Genomic DNA, 24,429 nt, shown 5'->3' with positions numbered 1-24,429 from the left:
TATTCAGCGGGATATCCATTCTCACATTAGACAGTCCCACTTTTCAGGTTGCAAAAATAAGAATAATTTTCTAACCTGCAATAACTTAAGCGATTATTTTATTAAAATAGAAAAGCCCTTCAACAAATTGAAAGGCTTTTTAATATTTTTAGTAAGTAATTATACTTTTTCTACCTGCATATAACTCAGCTCCATTGGCGTCTTTCTTCCGAAAATAAGAACGGAAACTTCAATTTTCTTCTTATCTTCAAGGATTTTTTCAACTGTCCCGTTGAATCCGTTGAAAGGTCCATCTATAACTTTAACATTTTCTCCTACAATGAACGGGATCTCAACATCAGTAGCAAATTCCGAAAGTTCATCCATTCTTCCAAGCATTCTGTTGACTTCAGATTTTCTCATTGGAACTGGATCTCCTCCTTTTGTCAGACTCAAGAAAGAAATTACCCCAGGAATATTCTTGATTGTGTGAGGAACTTCACCTACCAGATTAGCTTCCACCATAAGATAACCAGGATAGTAAGGCTTCTCTTTTGGAACTTTCTTACCATTTCTGATTTGTATTACTTTCTCCATAGGAATCACCACCTGAGTCACATATTGTTCGAAACCTAAACGTTTCATTTCGTTCTCAATGTAGTTTTTAACTTTATTTTCCTGGCCGCTAATAGCTTTCAGCACATACCATTTCAATTCGCTCATGAGGAAAGTAATTTTGGATTAATTAAATAGATTAATAAAAGTCGCAATAAAATTCTTTATAGTTACACTGAATAAAGAATCTACTCCAAATGTAAATAAAGCAAGTATTATAGTTGTAACAGCTACAACTATAGTAGAAGACTGTAAGTCCGGCCATTTTGGCCACTCCACCTTATCTTTGAATTCTGTATAAGAACCTTTTAAAAAATTAATTAATGAGCTCATATTTTATATTTGCACGGGCACAAGGATTCGAACCCTGATCAACGGTTTTGGAGACCGGTATCCTACCATTGGACGATGCCCGTAGATTTAAAAGTTCCGTAAGCTTCCTTACGGAACTTTTATATTTTGATTAAGAATTAATCTAGAATTTCAGTTACCTGACCAGCACCTACTGTTCTACCTCCTTCTCTGATCGCAAATCTAAGACCTACGTTAAGAGCAATTGGTTGTAACAATTCTACAGTGATTGTCAAGTTATCACCAGGCATTACCATTTCTACACCTTCTGGTAAGAAGATCTCACCTGTAACGTCAGTAGTTCTTACGTAGAACTGAGGACGGTATTTGTTGTGGAAAGGTGTGTGACGTCCACCTTCTTCTTTAGAAAGGATATAAACCTCAGCTTTGAATTTTTTGTGTGGCTTCACAGAATCTTTCTTAGCGATAACCATACCTCTCTTGATGTCAGTCTTTTCAATACCTCTCAACAATAGACCTACGTTATCACCAGCTTCACCTCTGTCTAGGATTTTTCTGAACATCTCAACCCCTGTAATTGTAGAAGTTAATTTTTCATCACCCATACCAACGATATCAACAGGATCACCTGTGTTGATAACACCAGCCTCGATTCTACCAGTTGCTACAGTACCTCTACCTGTAATAGAGAATACATCTTCGATTGGCATCAAGAATGGCTTATCCTGATCTCTAACTGGCAATTCGATCCAGTTATCAACAGCCGCCATAAGTTCGTCGATTTTCTCAACCCATTTAGCATCACCGTTAAGACCACCTAAAGCAGACCCTTGGATCACTGGAGAGTTATCTCCGTCATATTCGTAAGAAGAAAGAAGATCTCTAACTTCCAATTCTACTAATTCTAATAACTCAGCATCGTCAACCATGTCAACTTTGTTCATGAAAACAACGATTCTTGGTACGTTTACCTGACGGCAAAGTAGGATGTGCTCTCTAGTTTGAGGCATTGGACCATCTGTTGCAGCAACTACAAGGATAGCTCCGTCCATTTGAGCAGCACCAGTTACCATGTTCTTTACATAATCCGCGTGACCTGGACAGTCAACGTGAGCGTAATGTCTGTTTTCAGTTTCGTATTCTACGTGAGCTGTATTAATTGTAATACCTCTTTCTTTTTCTTCTGGAGCAGAGTCAATAGAAGAGAAGTCTTTCTTTTCAGCTAAACCTTTATCTGATAATACTTTTGTAATAGCAGCAGTCAAGGTAGTTTTACCATGGTCAACGTGACCAATAGTACCAATGTTCAAGTGCGGTTTGTTACGATTAAACGTTTCCTTTGCCATGATTTTAATATTTAATTTATTTAACTATTGTTTTTTTCGGTCTGCAAATATAATGAATTTTTAAATATTAAAAATTATTTTCTATAAAAATTAACGATATGATATTCAATAAAAATATCTGCTCATTATTTTTGCAAAACCGGAAGCAAATTTACATTAACCCAACATAAAAATGATTCCAAAAAAAATCCTGAATATTCTTTCAGGATCTTATATGAGCCAACTACGGGATTTGAACCCGTGACCTCTTCCTTACCAAGGAAGCACTCTACCCCTGAGCTAAGTCGGCCTAAAAAAAAATCACATTCCGTAAGGTTTGTGATTCTTGAGCGGAAGACGGGGGTCGAACCCGCGACATTCAGCTTGGAAGGCTGACGCTCTACCAACTGAGCTACTTCCGCAATTTTTGTTTCCAAAAAATGTTGGTAAACGTGGATGCAAATTTAAAATAAATTTTTGAACTTGCAAATTTTAAATATAAAAAGTGGGGAGAGCAGGATTCGAACCTACGTAGCCGAAGCAGCTGAGTTACAGTCAGCCCCATTTGACCGCTCTGGTATCTCCCCGATACTTTTATATTAGAGCCTCCAGAGGGATTCGAACCCACGACCCCGAGATTACAAATCACGTGCTCTGGCCAACTGAGCTATGGAGGCAAATAGATTTCAAAAGAACTGTCTTTCTGCGCTGCGGTTACTTCCGTTTTGCGAGTGCAAATATGAGACACTTTTTTGAAATCTACAAATATTTTTAGAAAAAAAATTTAATTATTTTTTTAAGCTAATTCTTTTTTCTTGATTAACAGTTTCTTAGCCGTTTCAACACATTCGTCTAAACTTTCTTCAAAACTGGCGCAAGTCTTCTTCACTACGATATCATTGCCGGGAATCTTCACAACCAGCTCTATTGTTTTATTTTGTTTCTCTGATGTGTTTTCAACTTTCAGATATACCGCAGACTCAACAATTTTGTCATAAAACGTCTCTAGTTTACTTAATTTTTTTTCAATTCTCTCTTTCAATGGTTCGTGCGGCGTAACACCTGCAGTCTGAATTGTAATCTTCATAATGTCTGATTTTAATGGTTAAACAATGAAAAAAATGTAAAAATCATTTCATATAATTTGTTTTATCAGTTTTCTTTTTCTCTTGGATGTGCATTTCTATAAGCTTCTTTCAACTTCTCTATATTTGCGCTCGTATAGACCTGTGTACTTGCCAAACTGGAATGCCCCATTATTTTCTGAACTTTAGAAATCTCTGCACCCTCGTTCAGAACGTGAGTTGCAAAAGTATGTCTTAAAATATGAGGACTTCTTTTTTGCTTCGAAGTCACTACACTAAAGTACTTATTAACGACCAGATAAACAAACTTTTCACCCAGTTTTTTTCCATTCTTATTAACGAAAAAATAATGTTCGTTTTCCGTATTAGCCGCTCTTATATTAAGATATGTTTGAAAATCTGAAACCAATTCATCCGAAATTGGAATTACTCTGGCTTTGTTCCCCTTACCTATAACTAAGATTTGTTTCTTGGAGAAGTCCACATGGTTTAATAAAAGGTTACATAACTCAGATTTTCTGATTCCGGTTTGATATAACGTCTCGATGATTAATTTATCAAGAAGCGTCATTTTACCTTTCTCCTCCACTTCTGTCTTCATCAGCTCCATCTCCTCCTTTGAAAAAGGGATTCGTTTTTCAGCATAGAATTTTAAAGAATCGATGGTTTCCATAGGAGAAACCTTAATCTCTTCCAGCCGAAGCATAAAAGCATAGAAACTGCGAAGTGATGACAACTTCCTGTTAATGCTTCTTTTACTCAAGCCAGAACTACTCAATTCCACTATAAAGTTTTTGATCACTTTTTTATGAACATGAACAATATCCTCCAAAGCTTCCGTCCTGAGAACAAAGGCCGAAAAATCTGACAAATCTTTTTTGTAGTTGGTCAATGTGTGTGGTGAATATCTTTTCTCCACCTCGATATACTCCAAGAATCTTTCTACCATAGATATATAAATGCAAAATCACTTCCAAATATAGAAATTCGGAAGTGATTTTTATTATGTTTTGCTAAAAAGAACCTTAAGCTTGTTCTTCTTTGCTCAGGTTTCTTTGTTTGTGAGCTGCTTTAAGTTTAGCTTGTCTCAAAGTTACTGAAGGCTTGATAAATTGTTGTCTAGATCTAAGTTCTTTTACAACTCTAGTTTTATCAAATTTTCTTTTGTACTTTTTTAAAGCTCTGTCGATAGACTCTCCGTCTTTTACTGGAATTATTAACATATTTTACATCTCATTTTGAGGTGCAAAAATAGGAATAATTTATTAACCTACAAATTTTTATGGCTTTATTTTGAAAATTTATCTTGGATATAATTTGAACACAAAGCTTACTAGATTTTGACATTATTAAAAATGTTTTAAGGTTCGCAAAGGCGCTTACGCTCAGCAAAGACATAATTAAAAAGTAAGTTTGTATCCCCTACCGAAATTTCTAAAGAATAACAAGATTCTATTTTTATATAGAATCTTGTTTGGATGACAAAATCCCTAGCCCCGATAGGAACGGCATCCTTTTTCTTTTTTAACAAAAAAAAGAAAAAGATACAGTGGATAGCGGGAATTGCTCCAAATAAAAAAACTCCCGAACAATTCGGGAGCTTAATTATTATGCTTTGACGTACATTGCCTTTTTGATCTCTTCTTTCACTTTTTCCAGCTTCGGGAACCATTCTGCGAACAATGCTGCAGAATAAGGTGCCGATGCATCCGGCGTTGTGATTCTCTTGATTGGTGCATCCAAATAATCGAATGCTTTTTGCTGAACCATATAAGTAATCTCCGAAGCGACTGAAGCGAACGGCCAAGCTTCTTCCAAAATTACCAGCCTGTTGGTTTTCTTTACTGAGTCCAATACTGTGTCGTAATCCAAAGGACGAACGGTTCTAAGGTCGATCACCTCAACAGAAATCCCTTCTTTTTCCAGATCAGCGGCAGCTTGCAAAGCCAGCTTCATAATCTTACCGAAAGAAACCAGAGTTACATCTTTACCTTCTTTCTTGATATCTGCTTTTCCGATTGGTATGTAATATTCTTCTTCAGGAATTTCCATTTTGTCACCATACATCTGCTCAGACTCCATGAAAATTACCGGATCGTTGTCCTGGATTGCTGTCTTCAGCAATCCTTTCGCATCGTAAGGATTTGAAGGCACAACAACCTTAAGTCCCGGACAATTGGCATACCAGCTTTCGAAAGCCTGAGAGTGTGTTGCTCCCAACTGACCTGCAGAAGCTGTCGGTCCACGGAATACGATTGGGCAGTTCCATTGTCCGCCACTCATCTGATAAATTTTTGCAGCGTTGTTGATGATCTGATCGATAGCAACCATTGAGAAGTTGAAAGTCATGAATTCTACAATCGGACGATTCCCATTCATTGCAGCTCCTACAGCAATACCTGTAAATCCAAGTTCGGCAATTGGCGCATCAATGATTCTTTTTGCACCAAATTCATCCAGCATTCCTTTTGAAGCTTTGTAAGCTCCGTTATATTCCGCAACTTCTTCTCCTACAAGAAATATGGATTCGTCTTTACGCATTTCTTCGCTCATCGCCTGAGCAATTACTTCACGAAATGTATATTCTTTCATTTGATAATGTTTACTAATTTAATTACCAAGTGGAACATCGGATGTTACATCTGATAATTGATTTTGAAAATGTATTATTTAAAATTTCGAAATACAAAAGTATTAATTTTTTTATTATCAGCATAACAAAAAAAGCTCCCAAACGGGAGCCTGTGATTTATCATAAATTCATCTAGTCAGCCTTGAGCCAGGTTTGGGTTCTTCCGATTAAAGAAATCCCCATATAGCCTCTCACATTCAGTTTATCACCATCTTTTGTGATTGTACATTTATAAGATTTTCCATTTTTAGGATCTGTAATTGTACCTCCTGTAAACTCGTTACCATCTTTTTTAAGGTCACGGATAATTTCCATTCCCAAAAGCGGTTTGTTTTTACGGTCGTCCTTACAAGCTACGCAGTTAGCATGTTCGGGTTTTATCAATAACTGAGATATCTTTCCATAATATTTACCATCAGATTTTTTAAAGATCTCAACGATAGATTTTGCTTTTCCGGTTTCGTCGTCAATCGTTTTCCATTTTCCTTCGATTTGAGCAAATGATAAAATACTGATGAATAAGGCAAATGCTAAAATTAATTTGTTCATTGTCTTCTATTTTTTTAAGTTGTTTTGTTTGGATAGGCTTTCTCTGTTAACGTTAAATTAACATTGTTAAAAATATCATTTTTTTTCAAACAAACAATACTTTTTGCTATCCAAAGCATAAATAACAGGTTATACCGCGTTTTTCTTATCTTAAACACCCTATTTATCTCAGTTTTCTATTGATCACACGATCCATATAGTCCTGATACCACGCTTTGACTTTTTCAACACCTGATTTTTGCTCAGAATTTAGGTTCTTTGACAAAATATTTTTTGACAACGCCAGATCTGATTTGTCATAAATACCCGTTACTTCTTTACCATTAAAGATATAAATATAATTACCGATAATCATCTGTTCATTGATAGCATCCGAATTGACAATCATATAATCCTCATTCTTATCCGAAACCAAGCTTCTTCCCCAACTTCTGATTTTTTTGTTGTAACCTATCAAGTCTGCTAAAGTTGGATATATATCAATCTGTTGTGCAAATCTGTTATCAACACCTTTCAGATTATATTTGGGATTGGGAGAGAAAAACAACAGTGGAATTGCAAATCGATTCATTGCTTTTTGATATTCCGGGTAATAAATTTGATTGGTATGATCTGCTGTTATGACAAAAATCGTGTTTTGATACCAAGGTTGTTTACTTGCTGTTTCAAAGAATTTTTTCAGAGAATAATCTGTATACTGGATCGGAATGTGAATCTGTAACGGACCCGATTTGAATTTGTTCTGATACTTTTCCGGAACTTTAAACGGATCATGAGAAGAAGCAGAAAACAAAGTTGACATAAAAGGCTGTTTTTTACCTATACTCTTTGCAAAATACTGAAAAAACGGTTCATCCCAAATAGCCCAAATACCATCAAAATCCTGATCATTATTATATTCGTTTTTTCCAAAATAATGCTTGAATCCCAAAATATTTCCAAATCCCTGGAAGCCCATAGATCCATTTGGAGCACCGTGATAAAAACTCGTATCATAGCCCATATCATTGCATACAGAAACGATTGACTGAATTTTTTGGTTAGAATATGGAGAACTTGTAAACGCATCAGTCAAGCTTGGAATCCCCGCCAGAACTGAGCTCATCCCATGTATTGATTGCCTTCCATTAGCAAAAGCATTAGTGAAAATTAAACTATTATTAGCTAAACTATCCAAAAATGGCGTGTAGGAAACAAAATTTTTGATAGTAGTATTCCTGTTGAAAGCCCCGGAATATTCCTTCGCAAAACTTTCTACAATGAAAATGACAATATTCGGTTTTGGTTCAACTTCCCGCTCATACAATTTATATGGCTTGATTTCTTGCTCAATAAATTTCTCATCAACAAAATGAACCAATTTAAAATTGTTGGTATTAAAGGTCCTGAAAAATGAAAAAACACTATTGAGAACCAGGTTTGCCTGCAACGGATTATTGACATGCTTATTGGCATCAACCAAGTTAATCGGTCTCGTGGAATGCTTAAAATCACCTCTGATTCCGCCAACGACTAACGTCGCAGTGATGCACAAAACAACAATTGAATAAGCAAAATAAGCGATTAAATTGTTCGGTTTTTCTTCTCTTACTTTAACTTTTCTGTAAAGAAAAATCCAAACCACTATAATAACCGTAAACCAAATAAAAACAAATGGATGTTGTAATACCGAGTTCCAGAAAACTCTTCCAAGATTATCCTCATTTTTTCCAACTTCAATCGCAGCAGAAGTTAATCTTGCCTGACTAAATCTATAATAAACAATATCGCCGAAATTGAATGCATAGGTTACCCCGTTTGTGATAAAATACCAGTAGAACAGGAATTTTTGATAACCTTTTTTTGTATTTATAACTATTGGAATGATACTTAATAAGATGAAGACCGAATTGACGTACAAGATAGCAGTTGTGTCAAAAGCGGTTCCATAATAGGATAGTCTAAAATACTCTGATATTCCGTCAACCTTTATAAGATCCTTATTGAAAATCCAGAACAATAATCTTGCGATCTGGTAAAAGAAAAAAACTAAAAAAAGTCTGTAAACAAGCGCAAGTAATTCTTGCCATCTCAAATTCTTCATTTTACAAAATTACTAAAAGTTGGAAGTCAGAAGTCAGAAGAATCAAATTTTTCTCAGAGGTTCCAAAACTTCGGATTCTAACTTCAGGCTTCCAACAAAAAAACTTATTTTTGCGGTATGAATTTCATAAAAAACAACCTAGCGAATGCATTTACTTTAGGGAATCTTTTTTCCGGATGTGTTGGGATCGTTCATTTATTTTCAGGCGATTATCATACAACCGCGATTTGTATTATCATTTCCTTGATTCTTGATTTCTTTGACGGTTTTATTGCAAGAGCAATGAATTCCAGCAGTAATCTTGGCGGACAATTGGATTCTTTGGCGGATATGGTGAGTTTCGGATTTTTGCCAGGCTTTACAATGTTTATAGCTTTGGTTGGAAATCAATACACAGATCTTCCCTGGTATTATTACCTCGGTTTTTTGGTTACACTTTTTTCTTGCCTGCGACTGGCCATTTTCAATCTGGATGAAGAGCAAAAATATTACTTCAAAGGTTTGAATACGCCAAGTAACACCATTTTGATTTTCGGATTATTTTATGCTTACAAAGAATCCGGCAATTTCAGTTTTCTTTTTGAGAACGAAATTTATTTATTGATTTTCACGGTAATTTCTTCCTGGCTTCTAGTCTCTCCGATCAAAATGATTGCGATGAAATTCAAATCGAAACAATTAAAAGATAATTATCCGAAACTAGCTTTGTTAATTGGCGGAATTTCGATTTTATTAATTTTCAAAACGGTTGGAATTCCGTTAATCATTATCTACTATATTTTGATTTCACTCATATTTCAAAAACAACTTAAATAATTATAAATGATGAATGATAAATTATGAGTAATCTAATTTGTCATTCAAAATCATCATCATAAAAATGAATTTAAAACTCTATAAACCGCTTTGTGTTTTCGATTTGGAAACTACGGGAACCAATATCGGAAAAGACAGAATTGTAGAAATCTGCATCTTAAAAGTCAATCCGGATGCTTCCCGAGAAAGCAAAACCTGGAAAGTTAATCCTGAAATGCCAATCCCAAAAGAATCTTCCGCAATTCACGGCATTTATGATGAAGATGTTGCAGAAGCACCAACGTTCAAAGATATTGCTCCGAAAATTATGGAAATGATTAAGGATTCGGATCTGGGAGGTTTCAATTCCAACAGGTTTGATATTCCTGTTTTGGCGGAAGAAATGCTGAGAGCTGATATCGATTTTGATCTTGGCAAACATCGTTTCGTAGATGCGCAAACAATCTTTTTCAAAAAAGAGCCGAGAAATCTTGGCGCAGCTTATCAGTTCTATTGTAATAAGACTTTGGAGAATGCCCACTCTGCAGAAGCGGATGTAATGGCAACTTTCGAAGTTCTGGATGCACAAGTCGGAAAATACGATGATGTACCGAACGAAATTGCTGAACTAAGCGATTTCTCCTCACAGAACAGATTTGCTGACTTGGCAGGCATGATTCATTTCAATGAAAAAGATCAGGAGATTTTTGCTTTTGGAAAGTATAAAGGCCAGGTTGTAAAAGAAGTTTTCCAAAAAGACCTGGGTTACTATGGTTGGCTTCAGAATGCCGATTTCCCGCTTTATACAAAGAAAATTTTCACGAAGATCCAGTTGAAGTCCAGATTTTAAAATTATAAAATATGAGCAAGATCGTATTAACAATAACACTACTTGTCATTTCCAACGTATTTATGACATTAGCATGGTACGGCCATTTGAAATTCAAACAAATGGATTGGTTTCATAATCTGGGATTAGTTGCCATCATTTTTATAAGCTGGGGAATTGCTTTTTTCGAGTATTGTTTCCAGGTTCCGGCCAACCGAATCGGCTTCAAAGAAAACGGAGGCCCATTCAATCTATGGCAGCTGAAAGTCATGCAGGAAGTGATTACACTAACCGTTTTTACGGTTTTTACCATTGTCTTTTTCAAGGAAGAAAGTTTCCGCATGAATCACCTCATCGGTTTTATTTTTTTGATTTTGGCCGTCTACTTTATTTTTAAAAAGTAATTAATTATGAAAATAATCTGCATAGGAAGAAATTACAGCGAACACGCCAAAGAATTGGGAAATGAAGTGCCGGAAGATCCCGTCATTTTTATGAAACCTGACACAGCTGTCCTCAAAAAAGGTTCTGATTTTTATATCCCAGAATTTTCTGATGACATCCATTATGAGCTGGAAGTGGTTTTGAAAATCTCGAAAGGCGGAAAATACATCCAAAAAGAAAACGCCGGAAAACACTTTGACGAGATTGGTCTTGGCATCGATTTTACTGCCAGAGATCTACAATCGAAACTAAAAGGTAAAGGTCTTCCATGGGAACTGGCAAAAGGTTTTGACGGCTCAGCCGTGTTGTCGGATTTTGTTTCTAAGGAAAATTACGATTTACAGAATCTGAATTTTTCTTTGACTAAAAATAACGAGCAAGTCCAAAACGGCAATACGAAAGACATGATTTTCAGCTTTGATGATATTATTGCATTCGCTTCACAGTATTTTACATTGCGAGTTGGTGATTTGATTTTCACAGGAACACCGAAAGGCGTTGGCAAAGTATCTGAAAACGACCTATTGGAAGCTTCTCTTGAAGGTCAAAAGCTATTCGCTCTTAAAATACAGTAGAAACATCATAAAATGTTCATTCATTAATAATAAACTGATAATTGATTGTTATCAGTTTTTTATTTTTACCTTTATAATGGCTAAATTTTTGCTTTCTTATAACTATAAATCTCGATTATGAAAAAAATTATCTTACCCGTAGATTTTTCTGACAGCTCTGATAAATTGGTAGATTATGCTGTTGGATTTGCAAAAGACATTAATGCTGAGATTGCCTTGATTCATGTTGCGGCATCTGATATAGGTTTTGTGATTGGTGATATGGGCTTCCAGTATTTCCCGGAAGTGGAAGAAAACGAAATCAAATATGAATTGCGAGAACTCAATAAACTTGAACAACGCGTTATCTCTCAAGGTGTCAATTGTACTCATATCTTGAAGCAAGGTGTTGCAGGTGATACGATTCTGGAATTCGCTGATGAAAAAAATGCGGATTATATTATCATTGGTTCGCATGGCAGAAGTGGTGTTTATGATGTTTTTATTGGAAGCCTTACTAAAGAAATTACCAGGAAGTCCAAAATCCCTGTTTTAGTTGTTCCCTGTCACGATGAGAATTAATCAAACATTCAAATAAAATAAAAGAACCCGTCTCGTTAAAATAACGAGACGGGTTTTTTATAAATATAATCAATTTATTTAACCTTCGTTTTTGTAGATTTTTGGGTCATAGTAAGGATGTTTCCCTTCTGTTGGGGAATGATAATCTTTATCCTTCTGAGCACCTAATGTTACTACCAAAATATAGCACCAATAACAGAAAAATCCTGTAGCGACTAAAAATAATATCCAATTGAGTACGTTTGCTGAAAAATCAAAAAACCCGAAAGACCATTTGAAAGCTGCGCTTAGGGCTAACCAGAAAGATGTCATCTTTTTTCTTTTTTTAAATTAACTTTGCACAAATTTATAAAAAATGTTTCGATTACTTTCTAAAGAAAGCAATATTTTTTCGGTTCCCGTGTACATCGGGTTTTTATTTCTGATATTTTTATTACTTAATCTTTTAGATTTCAAATATATAGATGTATTTCCCGCGATAATTACATTCATGGGAATCAGTTTGGGATATTTTTTATTCAATGCTATTGCGCTCAATCAGTTTTCGCATCTTCCACTATTCCTTTATACCATTTTTGTGGCTTCATTTTATGACGGAACGATTGAAGTTGGATTAGCATTTACTTTTTTGACCAGTGCCATTATTCTCTTGATTCTTACGAGCCAGAACGATTATCTCAGAAAAAGTTCCTTTATGCTTGTTGGTTCTATTCTGGCTTTTAATTATCTGGTTTTTCCACCAAGCTGGCCAATGGGTGTTTTTGTAATTTTTCATATTATCGGAACTTCCGGAAGAATAAGTCTTAACATTTTCAGATTATTTTTTGGTATAATCCTGATTGTCCTGAGTTATTTTGGGTTGATGTATCTCATCCATTACACAACTTGGGATAAAACATATTTACCTTTCTACGGGAAATTCGAATTATTGGATTCCTATTTTCCGTTGTATATCTTGACTCCGATCGCATTGATGCTTTTATACTCGCTTTCTGACCATTTCAAACATTACAATGAGAAAAGCCCTATCAGCAGATATAAATATACCTTTGTACTGGTTTTTTCCCTGGCCCAGCTTATCACCATCATTTTTTATATGGGGAACAACTACGAATATTTATTATTACTAGCTTTGCCGGTCAGTATTATCCTCAGCAGGATGTTACGCTTTTTACCAAAATACTGGATGCAGGAATTGGGACTTTGGATAATTGTCTTTACACTTGCATTCTTTAAAATTGCTATATTTTTTAAATTTTAAATTAATGATGTATGATTCAAATAGATGATAAATTAATTTCGGAAGATGTTTTTGCAGAAAGCTTTGTCTGTAATCTCACAAAATGTAAAGGTGCTTGTTGTGTAGACGGGGACACCGGTGCTCCTCTGGACAAAGATGAGCTTCCCATTTTAGATGAAATATTCCCTAAAATAAAATCTTACTTAAGACCTGAAGGTGTGAAAGCTATTGAAGAACAAGGAACCTGGGTCATTGATAATTATGATGGCGGTTATGTCACAACCCTGGTCAACGGAAGCGAGTGTGCCTATGTAATTTTCGATGAAAAAGGAACGACAAAATGTGGTATCGAAAAGGCTTATGAAGACGGCGTGATTGACTGGAAGAAACCGATCTCGTGTCACCTTTACCCAATCCGCGTGAATGAATATAAAACTTTCGTAGCCCTAAACTACCACGAATGGAATATATGTAATGACGCCTGCACTTTAGGAAAAAAGCTTCAGGTAAGAATTTATCAGTTTCTGAAAGAGCCACTTATCAGAAAATACGGAGAAGAGTTTTACAAAACACTTTGTGAAGCGGCGGAAGAATGGGAAAAAGAATATAATTCGTAGACAATTATATTCTAATCATGTCAAAAAAAAGGATTCAAAATTTTGAATCCTTTTTTACTTTATTTTCAAACACCGTTATTTAAATTCGTCATCAGAAACCGGCTGATTGATTTGGATATCGGAATTTTTAACATCTACATGTTGCCCGGCTGCATCTATAGACATCTCCTCCACAAACTTGATTCCATTAACATCCGCATATTTATTAATCGTCATCGTTCCTTTATCGCCTTCTGTTTTGTAAAGCAAATTGGTTTTTGCATCAAAATAATATTTGCTGTCATCAGAAGATAAAACGATGTAATCCTTACCATCAATTTGCTTCTTTTCAACGGTTTTCATTTTTTCAGGATTCATTCCAAGAGCGTCCATCAACTTTGATTCCTTCAGCTTTGCAACCTGATCAGCGGGGAAATCAATCTTTTGTCCCATTTGATTTGCAAAACCTTTTTCACCGTCAAAAACCTGAACCATCTCTTGTCCCATCATACTTTGGCTGGACTTGAATTTGTTATCTTTTTTAATCGTCTTCCCATCCATTTGCATTCCCATTACGCTAATGGTATTTTTCATGGAAAGAGTTTTTACAGACTCCAGTTTTTGCTTTCCACCAAGAGCAGTAATATAGTTATCAATCACTTGCTTAGCTGTTTGAGCAGATATATTTGCTACTGTCGCAACAGAAAAAGCAAATGTCAAAATCAATTTTTTCATTTTAATTTATAAATTTTATTATACGAAGATAGTTAATTCAATGAACTAATACTTTTCTTAGTTAATCTTTCGTAGGTTTTGTTACAAAAAAAAATAAAACAACTTCTCCAATGGAAGTTGTTTTAAATTATTGAAGTTAAAAACTAATCTTTCTTTTTGATATCGTCTTTTACATCTTTGTAGGTATCACTTACTGCATTAGCACCTTTTTTGGCTGTTTTTTCAGTCCATTTTGCAGCGTTCTTAACACCTTTTTTGGTTGCTTTTGCGCCTTTAGTAGCTGTTTTACCAGTCCATTTTGCAGCATCTTTTACACCTTCACCAGTTGCTTTTGCACCTTTCTCTACTGCATTACCAACTGCTTTTGCATCTTTTTTAACTTCCTGTTTTACAGTTTGAGCGTTCATTGTTACAGCTACCAATACAACTGCCGCTAATGATAATAATCTCTTTTTCATCGTTTTTTAATTTTAAAATTGATCATACAATATTAGCATAAAATGAGCCAAAAATATTCATTCATATTTTAATTTTTAAAAATAATTTTTCTTTTATCCATTCAAAAGGTAAAAACGATATTTTTGCAAAACTTATGACCAAAATAAACCCTGCCGCTAAAAGGAAAATCCACAGGAAAAGAAAAAAAACTTTTTTCAGGAAACGTTGGATTCTTCTGATAATACTTTGTATTTCTTTATTGGGGACAGGATTTTATCTGAGACAAAAAATCAATTACTATTTCGCTTATTATTTTGGGAAGCATTTTGAGCACAAAAACCTTACAAATTCGGAAAAAGAATCTCTTAGAATCGAAAAAATAATTGGTTTATATTCCAATCAGACTTTTGGCTTTGATATTTCCCACTATCAAAGAAAAGAAGATATCCAATGGGATAGCTTGAGCATCGGCAACAGAACAATCCCTTTAAAATTCGTTATTCTAAGAGCAAGTATGGGAAACCGAAAACTGGATAAAAACTTTGATCATTTTTGGGAAACGGCAAAACAACATCAATTGATTCGTGGCGCTTATCATTTTTATCGCCCGGATGAAGACCCCGTGATGCAGGCTAATTCTTACCTTTCTGTTGCAAAATTAGAATCCGGTGATCTTCCGCCAATTCTCGATATCGAGAAAGATCCAAGGAAAAAATCAAAAGAGCAATTGATTTCCGATCTCAAAGTCTGGATAAAAATAATGGAAGATACCTACGGCGAAAAACCGATTATCTACACTTATTACCATTACTATAAAGATTACCTGAAAGGCGAATTTGATGATTATCCGCTTTGGTTAGCGAATTATAATGATGTTCCTACACCTTCGCCAGATGATGAGTGGCAGTTCTGGCAATTTTCAGAAAATGGCATTGTTTACGGCATCAATTCAAAAGTCGATTTGGATATTTACAATGGGAATCTTTGGAGTTTGAAAATGCTGACGATTGATTAGATTAGTTTTATCAAAGACGCAATTGTAATCACTCTTTTAAAATTATAAAAAAGTCGCAAAGTTTTATTGCGAAGCTCTTTGCGACTTGAATTAAGAGTTGGATTCAAAAAAAATTGTGTCTTAGCGTTTACTATTTTTTACTTCTTAATAAAATCAATCACATCCTGGCACAATTCTTCCGCCCTTTCCACAGGAACACCGTGAGATGCGCCTTTGTAAATTTTCATTTTGGAATTGGGAATTTCCTTAGCGATATATTCAGTATGAGATCGGAGAATCAAATCATTTTCTCCTGCGACAATTAACGCTTTCGCACTTATTTTATTGAGTTGTTCTTTCGTGATTTTAGGTTCATCAATCATCAGTTGCTCCAGGCGAATATCTCTTTCCGGCTTGTGTTCTGCTTTCATTCTGGCAACATCAATCTTCATATCTTCCACCATTTTCTCTCCGACACCATTAGGGAAAACGTTGGCACCACTTGTTATGATTTTATTTGTCATTTTTGGATATTTTATGGCAAATTCAATAGCTGTGTTACCACCGTCGCTCCAACCCAGAATATTGATTTTTTTCAATTTTAATTCGTCAGCCAAAGCCTTCACATCTTCCGCAAATTTTTTATAAGTCAAAGGCTCTGTTGATGTATCTGTACTTTTTCCCTGCGCTCTTGTGTCCATTGCAATGACCTGAAAATGTTTTGACAACTCAGGAATCTCTTTTGTGAAGGCGTCAATGCTTCCGCCATTACCGTGAAGCAAAAACAACGGCTCTCCTTTTCCATAAATCTCATAATAGATATCAGCATCTTTCAAATGAAGAACTCTTCCTGTTAATGTATTTTTACCAAATCCTGATTTTCTGGCTTCTTCCAAAAATAGCGTATAATCTTGTAGTGAAGCAGAAACATTATCGAAAACATCTTTTTCTGCACTCTCGTTCACAGCACTTTTATCAACTTTCACATCAATATTAATGGCTGGTGCAGCGATAGACATTTTCTGCCAATCCTGATAAAACTCTCTTATATAACCCGTTTTAAACAAAGCTGCGCTGATTCTTATATTACCGTCAAAAGCTTTCAGAAACTGGATTCCGACGTAGAATTTTCCTTTCACCCAAATATTCTGGTTGTTGACATCCAAAGAAAAAACACCGTCTTTTATTTTATCCGAAGTTAGTTCTACTGTGATTTCTTCATCCAAAAGACTTTTACCTGGCAAACCATTCTCATCATTGTAAATTGTATAGCGCATCACTACCGGTTCTTTGGAATTGAATTGCGCTACATTCAGATTAATAGTTCTGATTTTTGCTCTTTTTTTGGTATTGAACTGTATCGCCGTTTCACCCAGAAAATTGGTTTTATCAAATTCCGGATTGACACTATAAGTAACACTTTTGCTTTTGGTGTTTACGCCCCAGTTTTTATCCACCAGTTTTTTCGGTGTCAGTTTAACTTCTTTGATGGTCTGAACTTTCTCCTGAAGAAAAATCTGTTGAGGATTTTGTTTGATAAAATTCCCAACATTCATAGAAAAAGTTTCGTAACCAGAAACTTCTATTCTGACATTTTTATTAGTATTGGTTTTTGACAAATCCAGAGAGAATTTTCCCGATTCATCAGAAACTGTTCCCAAATTATCTTTTTCAACCCCAATTTTGACATAAGGAATCGGCTTGTTTTCTTCCTTGGAAAATATAGTTCCGGAAATCACTTGTGCCTGAAATGCTGAAAATAAAAAGAGAACAAAAAGAAAGTTGAGTTTTTTCATTGAATTAATTTTGAGCAAACTTCTGAAATTTTTCATTCTGATTATCTCAACAAAAGGTTAAATGAAATGTTTGTTTAGTTAAAATTTTCAGAAAACTAAGATTGGTTTAATAATCATAACAATTATATAGAAACAGTGAATTACACATAGCCCAATTGGGTCGGACTTTTTTCTTTTTGAAAAAACGGAACCTTCGATAAACTCAGGATAAACTTTGTGCGGATAAAGCAGCCCAAATTATTCTCTATTGAATTTTCAATTTTGTACTTTCGCACATCATTTATCTTTATTAATTATCATTTGTCATAATGAATTACGTTTCCGCAGAAAATCTTACCAAATCGTACGGCGTCAAAGTCCTGTTTCAAAATATCAGCTTCAATGTGAATGAAGGCGACAAGATTGCCATCGTGGCCAAAAACGGCAGTGGAAAATCCACACTTCTGAAAATCCTGATGGGAAAAGAGATTGCCGATAGCGGAACTGTAGTGATTAATAAAGATATTCAGGTGGTTTTGTTCGACCAGGAAATTGATTTCGATTCCAATCTCTCGATTGAGGAATTTATGATGACGCTCAATTCGCCTCCGATTTTGGCTTTGAAACAATACCACCATTCTTTGATTTCCAATAATCCGGACGAAATGGAAAAGGCCATTGCTGAAATGGAAATCCAGAAAGCCTGGGATTTGGAAAACGAAATGAAGCAGATTCTGTCACAGCTGAAAATCACCGACCTGACGCTGAAAATGGGAACACTTTCCGGAGGTCAAATCAAAAGAGTTGCACTCGCCAAACTTTTAACCGAAACCCGGGCGGAACACAGACATACGCTTCTAATCATGGATGAACCGACCAACCACCTCGATGTGGAAATGGTGGAATGGCTGGAAAATTATCTGAGCAAAGCGAAAATCACACTTCTTCTGGTGACGCACGACCGATATTTTTTGGATTCGGTGTGTGATATCATTTGGGAAATGGAAGACAAAAATCTCTACGTTCACAACGGTTCTTATGCGACTTATCTCGAAAATAAAATGATTCGGGAAGATAATCTGAATGCAACGATTGACAAAGCCAACAATCTTTACAGAAAAGAATTGGAATGGATGCGACGCCAACCGAAAGCGAGAACAACGAAATCCAAATCCAGAATCGATGCATTTTACGAAACCGAAAAAGTTGCTAAAACCGATACAAGAAAAGAAGATTTGGAACTGGATTTCGAAATGAAACGTCTCGGCAATAAAATTCTGGAACTGAAAGACATCAATAAAAAATTCGGGAATAATGTTTTGCTGAAAGACTTTTCTTATTCTTTCCAACGAGGAGAAAAAGTCGGGATTGTGGGAAAAAACGGTGCCGGAAAATCGACATTGCTGAATATCATCCAAGGTTTTGAGCCTAAAGATTCTGGCGAAATTGAAACCGGAGAAACCATAAAATTTGGATACTTTTCTCAGAAAGGTTTAGCTTATAAGGACGATGAACGCGTGATTGATTTCATCAAAGAAATTTCTGAAAATTTTCCATTAGCCAACGGAAAAACCATTTCGGCTTCGCAGTTTTTGAGGTTATTTTTATTTGATGACCAAACGCAATATTCACCGATATCTAAACTTTCGGGAGGTGAAAAAAGACGTCTGCATCTAATGTATGTGCTGTATCAGAATCCGAACTTTTTGATTTTTGATGAGCCCACGAATGATTTGGACCTGCCAACGCTAACGGTTTTGGAAAATTTTCTTCAGAACTTCCAAGGCAGTCTGATTATCGTTTCGCACGACCGTTATTTTATGGATCGTATTGTGGATCACGTTTTAGCTTTTGAAGGTGACGGAAAAATTAAGGATTTTGTTGGGAATTTTTCGGAATATAGAGAAAGCAAAAAGTCTCAGGAATCAAAAGACAAGAATCAAGAATCTGCTGTTTCTATTGCAAAAGAAGAGAAACCAACTGCCATCAATCAACAATCGTCAACTAAGAAAAAACTTTCATTCAAGGAACAGCGTGAGCTGGAAACGATTGAAAAGGAAATGCCAGAACTGGAAACACAGCGAAACAAAATCCTGGAACAACTCAACAATGAAAGCGATTATGAGAAAATTTCCAAGTTATCCGCAGATCTAGAATCGCTTTCTGAAAAACTGGAAGAATACGAAATGCGCTGGCTTGAATTACAAGAACTATTGAACTGATAAAAATCAGAATAATTTATAATACTTATAATCAATGCTTTAAAACAATAACGTTAGGTTTATTTAGAATTATTTAAAATAATATTGGGAAGTATTAACACTTTCCATACTTTTGCACTGTTTTTAAATATTCTAAATAAACTATGAAAAGAAATGCTGTTGCTATAGGTCTTATCACACTATCTGTTTTTGGTTACGCTCAAGAGGCAAAAACTGATTCTTTGAATGTAAGAACCATAGAGGATGTCAAACTTCATAAAGCAGGGAATCCGAACCGTGCAAAGGTTTTCACTACAAAGTCCAACCTGGATGTGATGGAAAATCCACAGGCTACTGCAATTGTTACTCACGAAATTATTGAACAACAGCAGGCCCAGCAGCTTTCGGATGTGATCAGGAATGTCAATGGAATGTACATTACCTCTGCAAGAGGCGGTTCTCAGGACAGCTTTGGTGCAAGAGGTTATATATTCGGAGCTGAAAATATTTATAAAAATGGTTCCCGTGTCAATAGCGGGATCTTCCCAGAAGTTTCCGGGATGGAGCGTGTAGAAGTGCTGAAAGGTGGCGCAGCCATTCTTTACGGCAATGTAGCTCCCGGTGGCATCCTAAATATGGTGACTAAAAAACCGCTTTTTAACCAAGGTGGAAGTATTGCCTTGAGCGCAGGAAGTTGGGATAATTACAAAACCACTTTGGATTTTTATGACGCTTTGTCAAAAAGTTCTGCTTTCCGCGTGAATGGCGCTTTTGAAGATAAGGGCAGTTTCCGCGATAATGTGACTTCTCAAAAATACTATTTCAATCCAAGCTTTCTTTTCAATATATCCGATAAAACGCAATTAATTGTTGAGGGTGATTATCTCAAAAATTATTTCACGCCGGATTTTGGTGTAGGTACATTGGTCTTGGATAAAAATACATCAAGATCTGTTATTAATGATTTAATTGACATTCGTAAAAATCCAGGTTCTGATTTTCAATATCAGAATACACAGATGGCGACAAGCACAGTTACTCTAAATCATCAGATCAATACTAACTGGAACCTGAATGTTGTCGGTTCTTATCAGAATTACACCAAAGATTTTTTCGGAAATGAAAGAATGCAGTGGGAGTTTCAACCCAACAACGGTTCTTACCTTTGGAACAGAAATCTGACAAGAACTTATAATGAACAGAATTATGGCTCTATTCAGGCCAACTTGAATGGTGAATTCAGTACCGGAAAAGTAAAACATAAACTGCTTTTTGGTGCCGATGCGGATTATCTTCAATCAGATAATTATACTTACTATTTTCAAAAACAAGATGGTAGCTGGGAAAACAGTGGTTCTATAGGATATGGTACTAATGGTATTAACGGAACCAAGTTAAATCCACCAACAATCAATCTAGCTGATGAATCTACTTGGGCAAGCGGTTACGAACCTTCAACTGCAAAGAAAAATCTTACAAGAACACCTACAAGACGTGTTGGCGTTTACATTCAGGATTTAATTTCTGTTACAGAAAAATTAAAAGTTCTGGCTGGTATTAGATGGTCATATCTGGAGAACATCAATCCAATCATCACAAATTATGAGTTCTCAGGACCAGGTATAACATCCGTTGCTTATGGGAAAAGCGGAGAAAAAGGAAAGTCAAGCCAAAATGCGCTTTCACCAAGGTTAGGATTAGTTTACCAGTGGAATGATACTTTTATGACGTTTGCAAGTTATACAAACTCATTTACACCAAATACAGGAACTGACGTTAACCTAAAAGCTCTTGATGCATCTATTGTAGATCAATGGGAAATTGGATTCAAGAAGAACTTATTTGCCAATACTATTGCGTTCAACGCTACAGCTTATCAAATTGACAACAGTAACCTGGCACAGACTGCACCGTTTAATGACCAAGGTAATGTCAACACAAATACCAATATAAAAGAACTGACTGGAAAAACCAGAAGCCGTGGTGTGGAATTGGATATTACTGGGAATCCTTTAGCCAATTTATCAATCATTGCCGGTTATTCTTATAATCATATGACATATTTGGATACTCCAAATACCCTTAACAGTTTCATAGAAGGCGAAAGAATTGTAAGAACACCACTTAACACTGCCAATGCATCAGTATTTTATACATTTGACAAATATGTCAAGGGATTGAAAATTGGAGCTACTGCGTTCTATACAGGCAGCAGATATGGTGGATGGAATAACCAGAAAGATGCGAACGGTAATCAGAAGACGGACAGAATGATTCCGTTGACAGATTTTACTCAGGTTGATTTCAGTATCGCTTATCAGTATAAAAAATTCCTTCTTCAAGGAAAATTAGGTAATGCGTTCAATGTATTGAATTATACTGTACACGAGAACTATTCCGTCAACCCGATTATGCCGAGAAACGTTTATGTGACTTTGACCTATAAATTGTAAAAAACATCAAATCAAATTTCTAATAATAGAAGTGGAGTCATACATTTGTCTCCACTTTTCAGATTAATAAAACAAATAAAAATGGATAAAATCAGGAACACAAAAACTTTTATGAGAATCACACACCGTTACCTCGGTTATTTTCTTGCAGGAATAATGGCGGTCTATGCAATCAGCGGCGTGCTTTTAGTTTATCGTGATACGGGTTTTCTTAAAAAAGAGAAAAGCTACGAAAAGAAATTTGAACCCAATCTGGATGAGAAAAAACTGGGTAAGGAAATTAAAATCAAAGGCTTCGAAGTAGAAAAAACCGAAGGCGATGTGATGTATTTTAAACAGGGAACTTATAACATCAAAACTGGTGAAGCCAAATATAAGAAGAAAGAATTGCCTTTTGTTCTGGACAAAATGACGAAACTCCACAAGTCCCAATCCAAAGACACATTGTCTCCGCTTAATACTTTTTTTGGAATCTCGCTATTCTTTTTTGTGATTTCCAGCTTCTGGATGTTCAATCCGAAAACAAAAGCGTTCAAAAGAGGAATGGTTTTTACAGCAATCGGAATTGTTCTCGCTCTGATTCTAATTTTTGTTTAATACTTAATAGAAAATTAAATTGATGAATTATCAGCCGGCTAATTTACTTTTGCCGGCTTTTAACCTCGTTTATTTCGTTGCGGATTCTTTTGTTGATATTAATTTTTGCATTCTGAAATACAAAAATAGTTGTCCCATATTCCCGCGCATACTTGTTCTCAACTTCCCCGGATATTGAACTCTTTGCGAAAAACGGACTTGTTTCCGGCATCTCATTATCTCTTTCAAAATAATCCTTAACACGGATAACATTCACATATTTCTTCGACAGATCAAACCAATTGATATAATCTGCATTGAAGGAAACTGCCTTTATTCCAAGCTTGCCGTAATAATTAATCGCTCCGGCCTGTCCATAGTTATCACACAAAATTAAAGTATGTTCTTTATCCGGCAATCCTGAATACGCTTTGTCCACTTTCCCAGCCAGTTCTTTCCAACCAACCATATCTGCAAAGTCCTGGGGTAACTCGTGTTCTTTTCCGTCTTCCCAATACAGCATCCCGATTTCACTATACTTTTGATGATGCTTAACAACATAGTCCGGTGTTCTGTTTGGCAGAGCATAGTTATACATTGGTATGAAAAACAAAACAGGCAGCATAATTAAAATCGGTCTTAACCATATCTTCCAGCCGTGATTCAGAATCGATTCAAAAAAAACAGAACCAAAAGCAATATAAATCGGATATAAACCTATGACGTAATAATCCTTCGCCTTAAAAAATATAAATACCGCCAGCGTGAAAACAAAACTCCAGAAAAAGACCTTATATTTCTGAAAAGGCTTGTAAAACAGCAATGCATATAACCCTGAAATAATCACAACTACCGATCCTGCAAAAAATAGAATCTGCGATGTCAAAAAGCCTTTTAAACTAACATTAACCAGCTGATTTTTTGTCAATTCTTTCATATGGTAAATAACAGGAAAACTATTGGTGTATTGCCAGATAAGATTGGGTAAAATCAATATCAGCCCAACAAGAATCGCCAGATAAAAATTTTTTCTAACTAAGAGATTTCGATTTGGGGTTAAGAGAATTGCGGGAAATAAACCTAAAAGAAGGAATATTACATTGTACTTATTCAAAAATCCGATTGCAAAGACAACAGCCGCATAAAAAAGCCATCTTGAATTTTCGGAATTAAAATATCTTATCAGCATATAATAAAATGTTGTCCAGCAAAGTACATCGAGAGAATTGGGCTGATAAAGCGTATTAAGTCTCAAAAGAATGGATAGCAAAACACCCGTTGATCCTAAAATAAGTGCAAACAGATTTCCTTTCAACAGCTCAATGGATTTCCAAACCACAAATATTGTTAAGGCTCCGAACAGCGCAGGAAAAAATTTGACAAAGAAAATATCATTACCCAGAATTTTGATTAAAAAAGAAATCCAGGACGTAACCGGCGGAACCGATAAATACCCCAAAGCCAAATGATTTCCCTGGTCGAGGTGCAGATATTCGTCCCGGTGAAGGTCATAAAATGGGCTGATAAGGAAAAACTGGAGCAAAAATTTTGCTACAATAAAACCTGCTAAAATTATTGTTTTGACAACTTTTGACATCTTAAAATTATTAAATCATAAAAATAAGAAGTCTTGCCTA

25 protein-coding genes and 5 tRNA genes are annotated in these 24,429 nt (G+C 35.5%); 11 read left to right on the top strand and 19 right to left on the bottom strand.

What is annotated here, in order from left to right; all coding sequences use genetic code 11:
• Positions 1-159: 159 nt before the first annotated feature.
• From nusG to QOL71_RS08200, 14 genes are all read right to left on the bottom strand, one after another.
• Positions 160-702 carry a transcription termination/antitermination protein NusG gene (gene nusG, locus QOL71_RS08265; RefSeq protein WP_283416450.1) on the bottom strand — a complete coding sequence of 181 codons (543 nt, stop codon included), beginning with the start codon at positions 700-702 and terminating at the stop codon, positions 160-162.
• An 18-nt stretch (positions 703-720) separates the two neighbouring features.
• Positions 721-927 carry a preprotein translocase subunit SecE gene (gene secE / locus QOL71_RS08260; protein ID WP_283416449.1) on the bottom strand — a complete coding sequence of 69 codons (207 nt, stop codon included), beginning with the start codon at positions 925-927 and terminating at the stop codon, positions 721-723.
• A gap of 12 nt (positions 928-939) precedes the next feature.
• Positions 940-1,010, bottom strand: a tRNA-Trp gene (locus tag QOL71_RS08255).
• A gap of 54 nt (positions 1,011-1,064) precedes the next feature.
• Positions 1,065-2,252 (bottom strand): elongation factor Tu, encoded by a 1,188-nt coding sequence (tuf, locus tag QOL71_RS08250; RefSeq protein WP_283416448.1) that lies wholly within the window; start codon positions 2,250-2,252, stop codon positions 1,065-1,067.
• Positions 2,253-2,469: 217 nt separating this feature from the next.
• Positions 2,470-2,541: transfer RNA gene (locus tag QOL71_RS08245), tRNA-Thr, on the bottom strand.
• A 39-nt stretch (positions 2,542-2,580) separates the two neighbouring features.
• Positions 2,581-2,653, bottom strand: a tRNA-Gly gene (locus QOL71_RS08240).
• Positions 2,654-2,737: 84 nt separating this feature from the next.
• A tRNA-Tyr gene (locus QOL71_RS08235) sits at positions 2,738-2,818 on the bottom strand.
• Between the two features lie 16 nt (positions 2,819-2,834).
• A tRNA-Thr gene (locus tag QOL71_RS08230) sits at positions 2,835-2,908 on the bottom strand.
• A 119-nt stretch (positions 2,909-3,027) separates the two neighbouring features.
• Complete coding sequence (gene hpf / locus QOL71_RS08225; protein WP_283416447.1) at positions 3,028-3,318, bottom strand: ribosome hibernation-promoting factor, HPF/YfiA family; 291 nt, start codon at positions 3,316-3,318, stop codon at positions 3,028-3,030.
• Between the two features lie 65 nt (positions 3,319-3,383).
• Positions 3,384-4,265 (bottom strand): phage lytic cycle repressor MrpR family protein, encoded by an 882-nt coding sequence (locus tag QOL71_RS08220; protein WP_283416446.1) that lies wholly within the window; start codon positions 4,263-4,265, stop codon positions 3,384-3,386.
• A gap of 76 nt (positions 4,266-4,341) precedes the next feature.
• Positions 4,342-4,539, bottom strand: a complete 198-nt coding sequence (gene rpsU, locus QOL71_RS08215) for a 30S ribosomal protein S21 (RefSeq protein ID WP_120213418.1) — start codon at positions 4,537-4,539, stop codon at positions 4,342-4,344.
• A 385-nt stretch (positions 4,540-4,924) separates the two neighbouring features.
• A complete protein-coding gene (locus QOL71_RS08210; protein ID WP_283416445.1) occupies positions 4,925-5,908 on the bottom strand; it encodes a pyruvate dehydrogenase complex E1 component subunit beta in 984 nt (327 codons plus the stop codon).
• 172 nt (positions 5,909-6,080) lie between these two features.
• A complete protein-coding gene (locus QOL71_RS08205; protein ID WP_283416444.1) occupies positions 6,081-6,497 on the bottom strand; it encodes a DUF2147 domain-containing protein in 417 nt (138 codons plus the stop codon).
• A 163-nt stretch (positions 6,498-6,660) separates the two neighbouring features.
• Positions 6,661-8,580 carry an LTA synthase family protein gene (locus QOL71_RS08200; RefSeq protein ID WP_283416443.1) on the bottom strand — a complete coding sequence of 640 codons (1,920 nt, stop codon included), beginning with the start codon at positions 8,578-8,580 and terminating at the stop codon, positions 6,661-6,663.
• A gap of 117 nt (positions 8,581-8,697) precedes the next feature.
• Between QOL71_RS08200 and QOL71_RS08195 the strand changes: the two genes are divergently transcribed.
• The 5 genes from QOL71_RS08195 (at position 8,698) to QOL71_RS08175 (ending at position 11,784) form a co-directional block, all read left to right on the top strand.
• Entirely contained in the window at positions 8,698-9,396 is a 699-nt protein-coding gene (locus tag QOL71_RS08195) for a CDP-alcohol phosphatidyltransferase family protein (RefSeq protein ID WP_283416442.1), read from the top strand.
• Between the two features lie 64 nt (positions 9,397-9,460).
• A complete protein-coding gene (locus tag QOL71_RS08190) occupies positions 9,461-10,225 on the top strand; it encodes a 3'-5' exonuclease (protein ID WP_283416441.1) in 765 nt (254 codons plus the stop codon).
• Between the two features lie 11 nt (positions 10,226-10,236).
• A complete protein-coding gene (locus QOL71_RS08185; protein WP_283416440.1) occupies positions 10,237-10,608 on the top strand; it encodes a DMT family protein in 372 nt (123 codons plus the stop codon).
• A gap of 6 nt (positions 10,609-10,614) precedes the next feature.
• Complete coding sequence (locus tag QOL71_RS08180) at positions 10,615-11,223, top strand: fumarylacetoacetate hydrolase family protein (protein ID WP_283416439.1); 609 nt, start codon at positions 10,615-10,617, stop codon at positions 11,221-11,223.
• Between the two features lie 117 nt (positions 11,224-11,340).
• Entirely contained in the window at positions 11,341-11,784 is a 444-nt protein-coding gene (locus QOL71_RS08175) for a universal stress protein (protein ID WP_283416438.1), read from the top strand.
• A gap of 78 nt (positions 11,785-11,862) precedes the next feature.
• On the opposite strand, the gene QOL71_RS08170 is transcribed toward QOL71_RS08175, so the two are convergent.
• Positions 11,863-12,096: a DUF6341 family protein gene (locus tag QOL71_RS08170; RefSeq protein WP_283416437.1), complete on the bottom strand. Its 234-nt coding sequence runs from the start codon at positions 12,094-12,096 to the stop codon at positions 11,863-11,865.
• A 43-nt stretch (positions 12,097-12,139) separates the two neighbouring features.
• Here QOL71_RS08170 and QOL71_RS08165 point away from each other — a divergent pair, with 43 nt between their 5' ends.
• Together QOL71_RS08165 and QOL71_RS08160 are read left to right on the top strand one after the other, a co-directional pair.
• A complete protein-coding gene (locus tag QOL71_RS08165) occupies positions 12,140-13,045 on the top strand; it encodes a DUF6427 family protein (RefSeq protein ID WP_283416436.1) in 906 nt (301 codons plus the stop codon).
• An 11-nt stretch (positions 13,046-13,056) separates the two neighbouring features.
• A complete protein-coding gene (locus QOL71_RS08160) occupies positions 13,057-13,641 on the top strand; it encodes a DUF3109 family protein (protein WP_283416435.1) in 585 nt (194 codons plus the stop codon).
• 75 nt (positions 13,642-13,716) lie between these two features.
• Here QOL71_RS08160 and QOL71_RS08155 read toward each other — a convergent pair whose 3' ends face one another.
• Positions 13,717-14,355, bottom strand: a complete 639-nt coding sequence (locus tag QOL71_RS08155) for a hypothetical protein (RefSeq protein ID WP_283416434.1) — start codon at positions 14,353-14,355, stop codon at positions 13,717-13,719.
• Between the two features lie 143 nt (positions 14,356-14,498).
• Positions 14,499-14,813, bottom strand: a complete 315-nt coding sequence (locus tag QOL71_RS08150) for a hypothetical protein (RefSeq protein ID WP_283416433.1) — start codon at positions 14,811-14,813, stop codon at positions 14,499-14,501.
• A gap of 134 nt (positions 14,814-14,947) precedes the next feature.
• On the opposite strand from QOL71_RS08150, the gene QOL71_RS08145 reads away from it, so the two are divergent.
• Positions 14,948-15,808, top strand: a complete 861-nt coding sequence (locus QOL71_RS08145) for a GH25 family lysozyme (RefSeq protein WP_283416432.1) — start codon at positions 14,948-14,950, stop codon at positions 15,806-15,808.
• 137 nt (positions 15,809-15,945) lie between these two features.
• Here the strand turns inward: QOL71_RS08145 and QOL71_RS08140 are convergent, their stop codons facing one another.
• Complete coding sequence (locus QOL71_RS08140) at positions 15,946-17,583, bottom strand: alpha/beta fold hydrolase (RefSeq protein WP_283416431.1); 1,638 nt, start codon at positions 17,581-17,583, stop codon at positions 15,946-15,948.
• Positions 17,584-17,891: 308 nt separating this feature from the next.
• On the opposite strand from QOL71_RS08140, the gene QOL71_RS08135 reads away from it, so the two are divergent.
• From QOL71_RS08135 to QOL71_RS08125, 3 genes are all read left to right on the top strand, one after another.
• Positions 17,892-19,784, top strand: coding sequence for an ABC-F family ATP-binding cassette domain-containing protein (locus QOL71_RS08135; protein ID WP_283416430.1), 1,893 nt, complete (start codon positions 17,892-17,894; stop codon positions 19,782-19,784).
• A gap of 143 nt (positions 19,785-19,927) precedes the next feature.
• Positions 19,928-22,216, top strand: coding sequence for a TonB-dependent siderophore receptor (locus QOL71_RS08130; RefSeq protein ID WP_283416429.1), 2,289 nt, complete (start codon positions 19,928-19,930; stop codon positions 22,214-22,216).
• A gap of 81 nt (positions 22,217-22,297) precedes the next feature.
• The gene (locus QOL71_RS08125; protein WP_283416428.1) at positions 22,298-22,813 is read left to right on the top strand and encodes a hypothetical protein; all 516 of its coding nucleotides are present in this window, start codon (positions 22,298-22,300) and stop codon (positions 22,811-22,813) included.
• Positions 22,814-22,856: 43 nt separating this feature from the next.
• Here QOL71_RS08125 and QOL71_RS08120 read toward each other — a convergent pair whose 3' ends face one another.
• Positions 22,857-24,389 (bottom strand): glycosyltransferase family 39 protein, encoded by a 1,533-nt coding sequence (locus QOL71_RS08120; RefSeq protein ID WP_283416427.1) that lies wholly within the window; start codon positions 24,387-24,389, stop codon positions 22,857-22,859.
• Between the last annotated feature and the right edge of the window lie 40 nt (positions 24,390-24,429).

Source organism: Epilithonimonas pallida (genome assembly GCF_900182975.1).
Classification (GTDB): Bacteria; Bacteroidota; Bacteroidia; order Flavobacteriales; family Weeksellaceae; genus Epilithonimonas; species Epilithonimonas pallida.
This window is presented reverse-complemented; position numbering and strand designations above follow the sequence as displayed.

Bases quoted from the DNA above. Each gene is read 5' to 3' on its own strand.
- nusG (WP_283416450.1), bottom strand. From the start codon at position 702: ATGAGCGAATTGAAATGGTATGTGCTGAAAGCTATTAGCGGCCAGGAA.
- secE (WP_283416449.1), bottom strand. From the start codon at position 927: ATGAGCTCATTAATTAATTTTTTAAAAGGTTCTTATACAGAATTCAAA.
- tuf (WP_283416448.1), bottom strand. From the start codon at position 2,252: ATGGCAAAGGAAACGTTTAATCGTAACAAACCGCACTTGAACATTGGT.
- hpf (WP_283416447.1), bottom strand. From the start codon at position 3,318: ATGAAGATTACAATTCAGACTGCAGGTGTTACGCCGCACGAACCATTG.
- QOL71_RS08220 (WP_283416446.1), bottom strand. From the start codon at position 4,265: ATGGTAGAAAGATTCTTGGAGTATATCGAGGTGGAGAAAAGATATTCA.
- rpsU (WP_120213418.1), bottom strand. From the start codon at position 4,539: ATGTTAATAATTCCAGTAAAAGACGGAGAGTCTATCGACAGAGCTTTA.
- QOL71_RS08210 (WP_283416445.1), bottom strand. From the start codon at position 5,908: ATGAAAGAATATACATTTCGTGAAGTAATTGCTCAGGCGATGAGCGAA.
- QOL71_RS08205 (WP_283416444.1), bottom strand. From the start codon at position 6,497: ATGAACAAATTAATTTTAGCATTTGCCTTATTCATCAGTATTTTATCA.
- QOL71_RS08200 (WP_283416443.1), bottom strand. From the start codon at position 8,580: ATGAAGAATTTGAGATGGCAAGAATTACTTGCGCTTGTTTACAGACTT.
- QOL71_RS08195 (WP_283416442.1), top strand. From the start codon at position 8,698: ATGAATTTCATAAAAAACAACCTAGCGAATGCATTTACTTTAGGGAAT.
- QOL71_RS08190 (WP_283416441.1), top strand. From the start codon at position 9,461: ATGAATTTAAAACTCTATAAACCGCTTTGTGTTTTCGATTTGGAAACT.
- QOL71_RS08185 (WP_283416440.1), top strand. From the start codon at position 10,237: ATGAGCAAGATCGTATTAACAATAACACTACTTGTCATTTCCAACGTA.
- QOL71_RS08180 (WP_283416439.1), top strand. From the start codon at position 10,615: ATGAAAATAATCTGCATAGGAAGAAATTACAGCGAACACGCCAAAGAA.
- QOL71_RS08175 (WP_283416438.1), top strand. From the start codon at position 11,341: ATGAAAAAAATTATCTTACCCGTAGATTTTTCTGACAGCTCTGATAAA.
- QOL71_RS08170 (WP_283416437.1), bottom strand. From the start codon at position 12,096: ATGACATCTTTCTGGTTAGCCCTAAGCGCAGCTTTCAAATGGTCTTTC.
- QOL71_RS08165 (WP_283416436.1), top strand. From the start codon at position 12,140: ATGTTTCGATTACTTTCTAAAGAAAGCAATATTTTTTCGGTTCCCGTG.
- QOL71_RS08160 (WP_283416435.1), top strand. From the start codon at position 13,057: ATGATTCAAATAGATGATAAATTAATTTCGGAAGATGTTTTTGCAGAA.
- QOL71_RS08155 (WP_283416434.1), bottom strand. From the start codon at position 14,355: ATGAAAAAATTGATTTTGACATTTGCTTTTTCTGTTGCGACAGTAGCA.
- QOL71_RS08150 (WP_283416433.1), bottom strand. From the start codon at position 14,813: ATGAAAAAGAGATTATTATCATTAGCGGCAGTTGTATTGGTAGCTGTA.
- QOL71_RS08145 (WP_283416432.1), top strand. From the start codon at position 14,948: ATGACCAAAATAAACCCTGCCGCTAAAAGGAAAATCCACAGGAAAAGA.
- QOL71_RS08140 (WP_283416431.1), bottom strand. From the start codon at position 17,583: ATGAAAAAACTCAACTTTCTTTTTGTTCTCTTTTTATTTTCAGCATTT.
- QOL71_RS08135 (WP_283416430.1), top strand. From the start codon at position 17,892: ATGAATTACGTTTCCGCAGAAAATCTTACCAAATCGTACGGCGTCAAA.
- QOL71_RS08130 (WP_283416429.1), top strand. From the start codon at position 19,928: ATGAAAAGAAATGCTGTTGCTATAGGTCTTATCACACTATCTGTTTTT.
- QOL71_RS08125 (WP_283416428.1), top strand. From the start codon at position 22,298: ATGGATAAAATCAGGAACACAAAAACTTTTATGAGAATCACACACCGT.
- QOL71_RS08120 (WP_283416427.1), bottom strand. From the start codon at position 24,389: ATGTCAAAAGTTGTCAAAACAATAATTTTAGCAGGTTTTATTGTAGCA.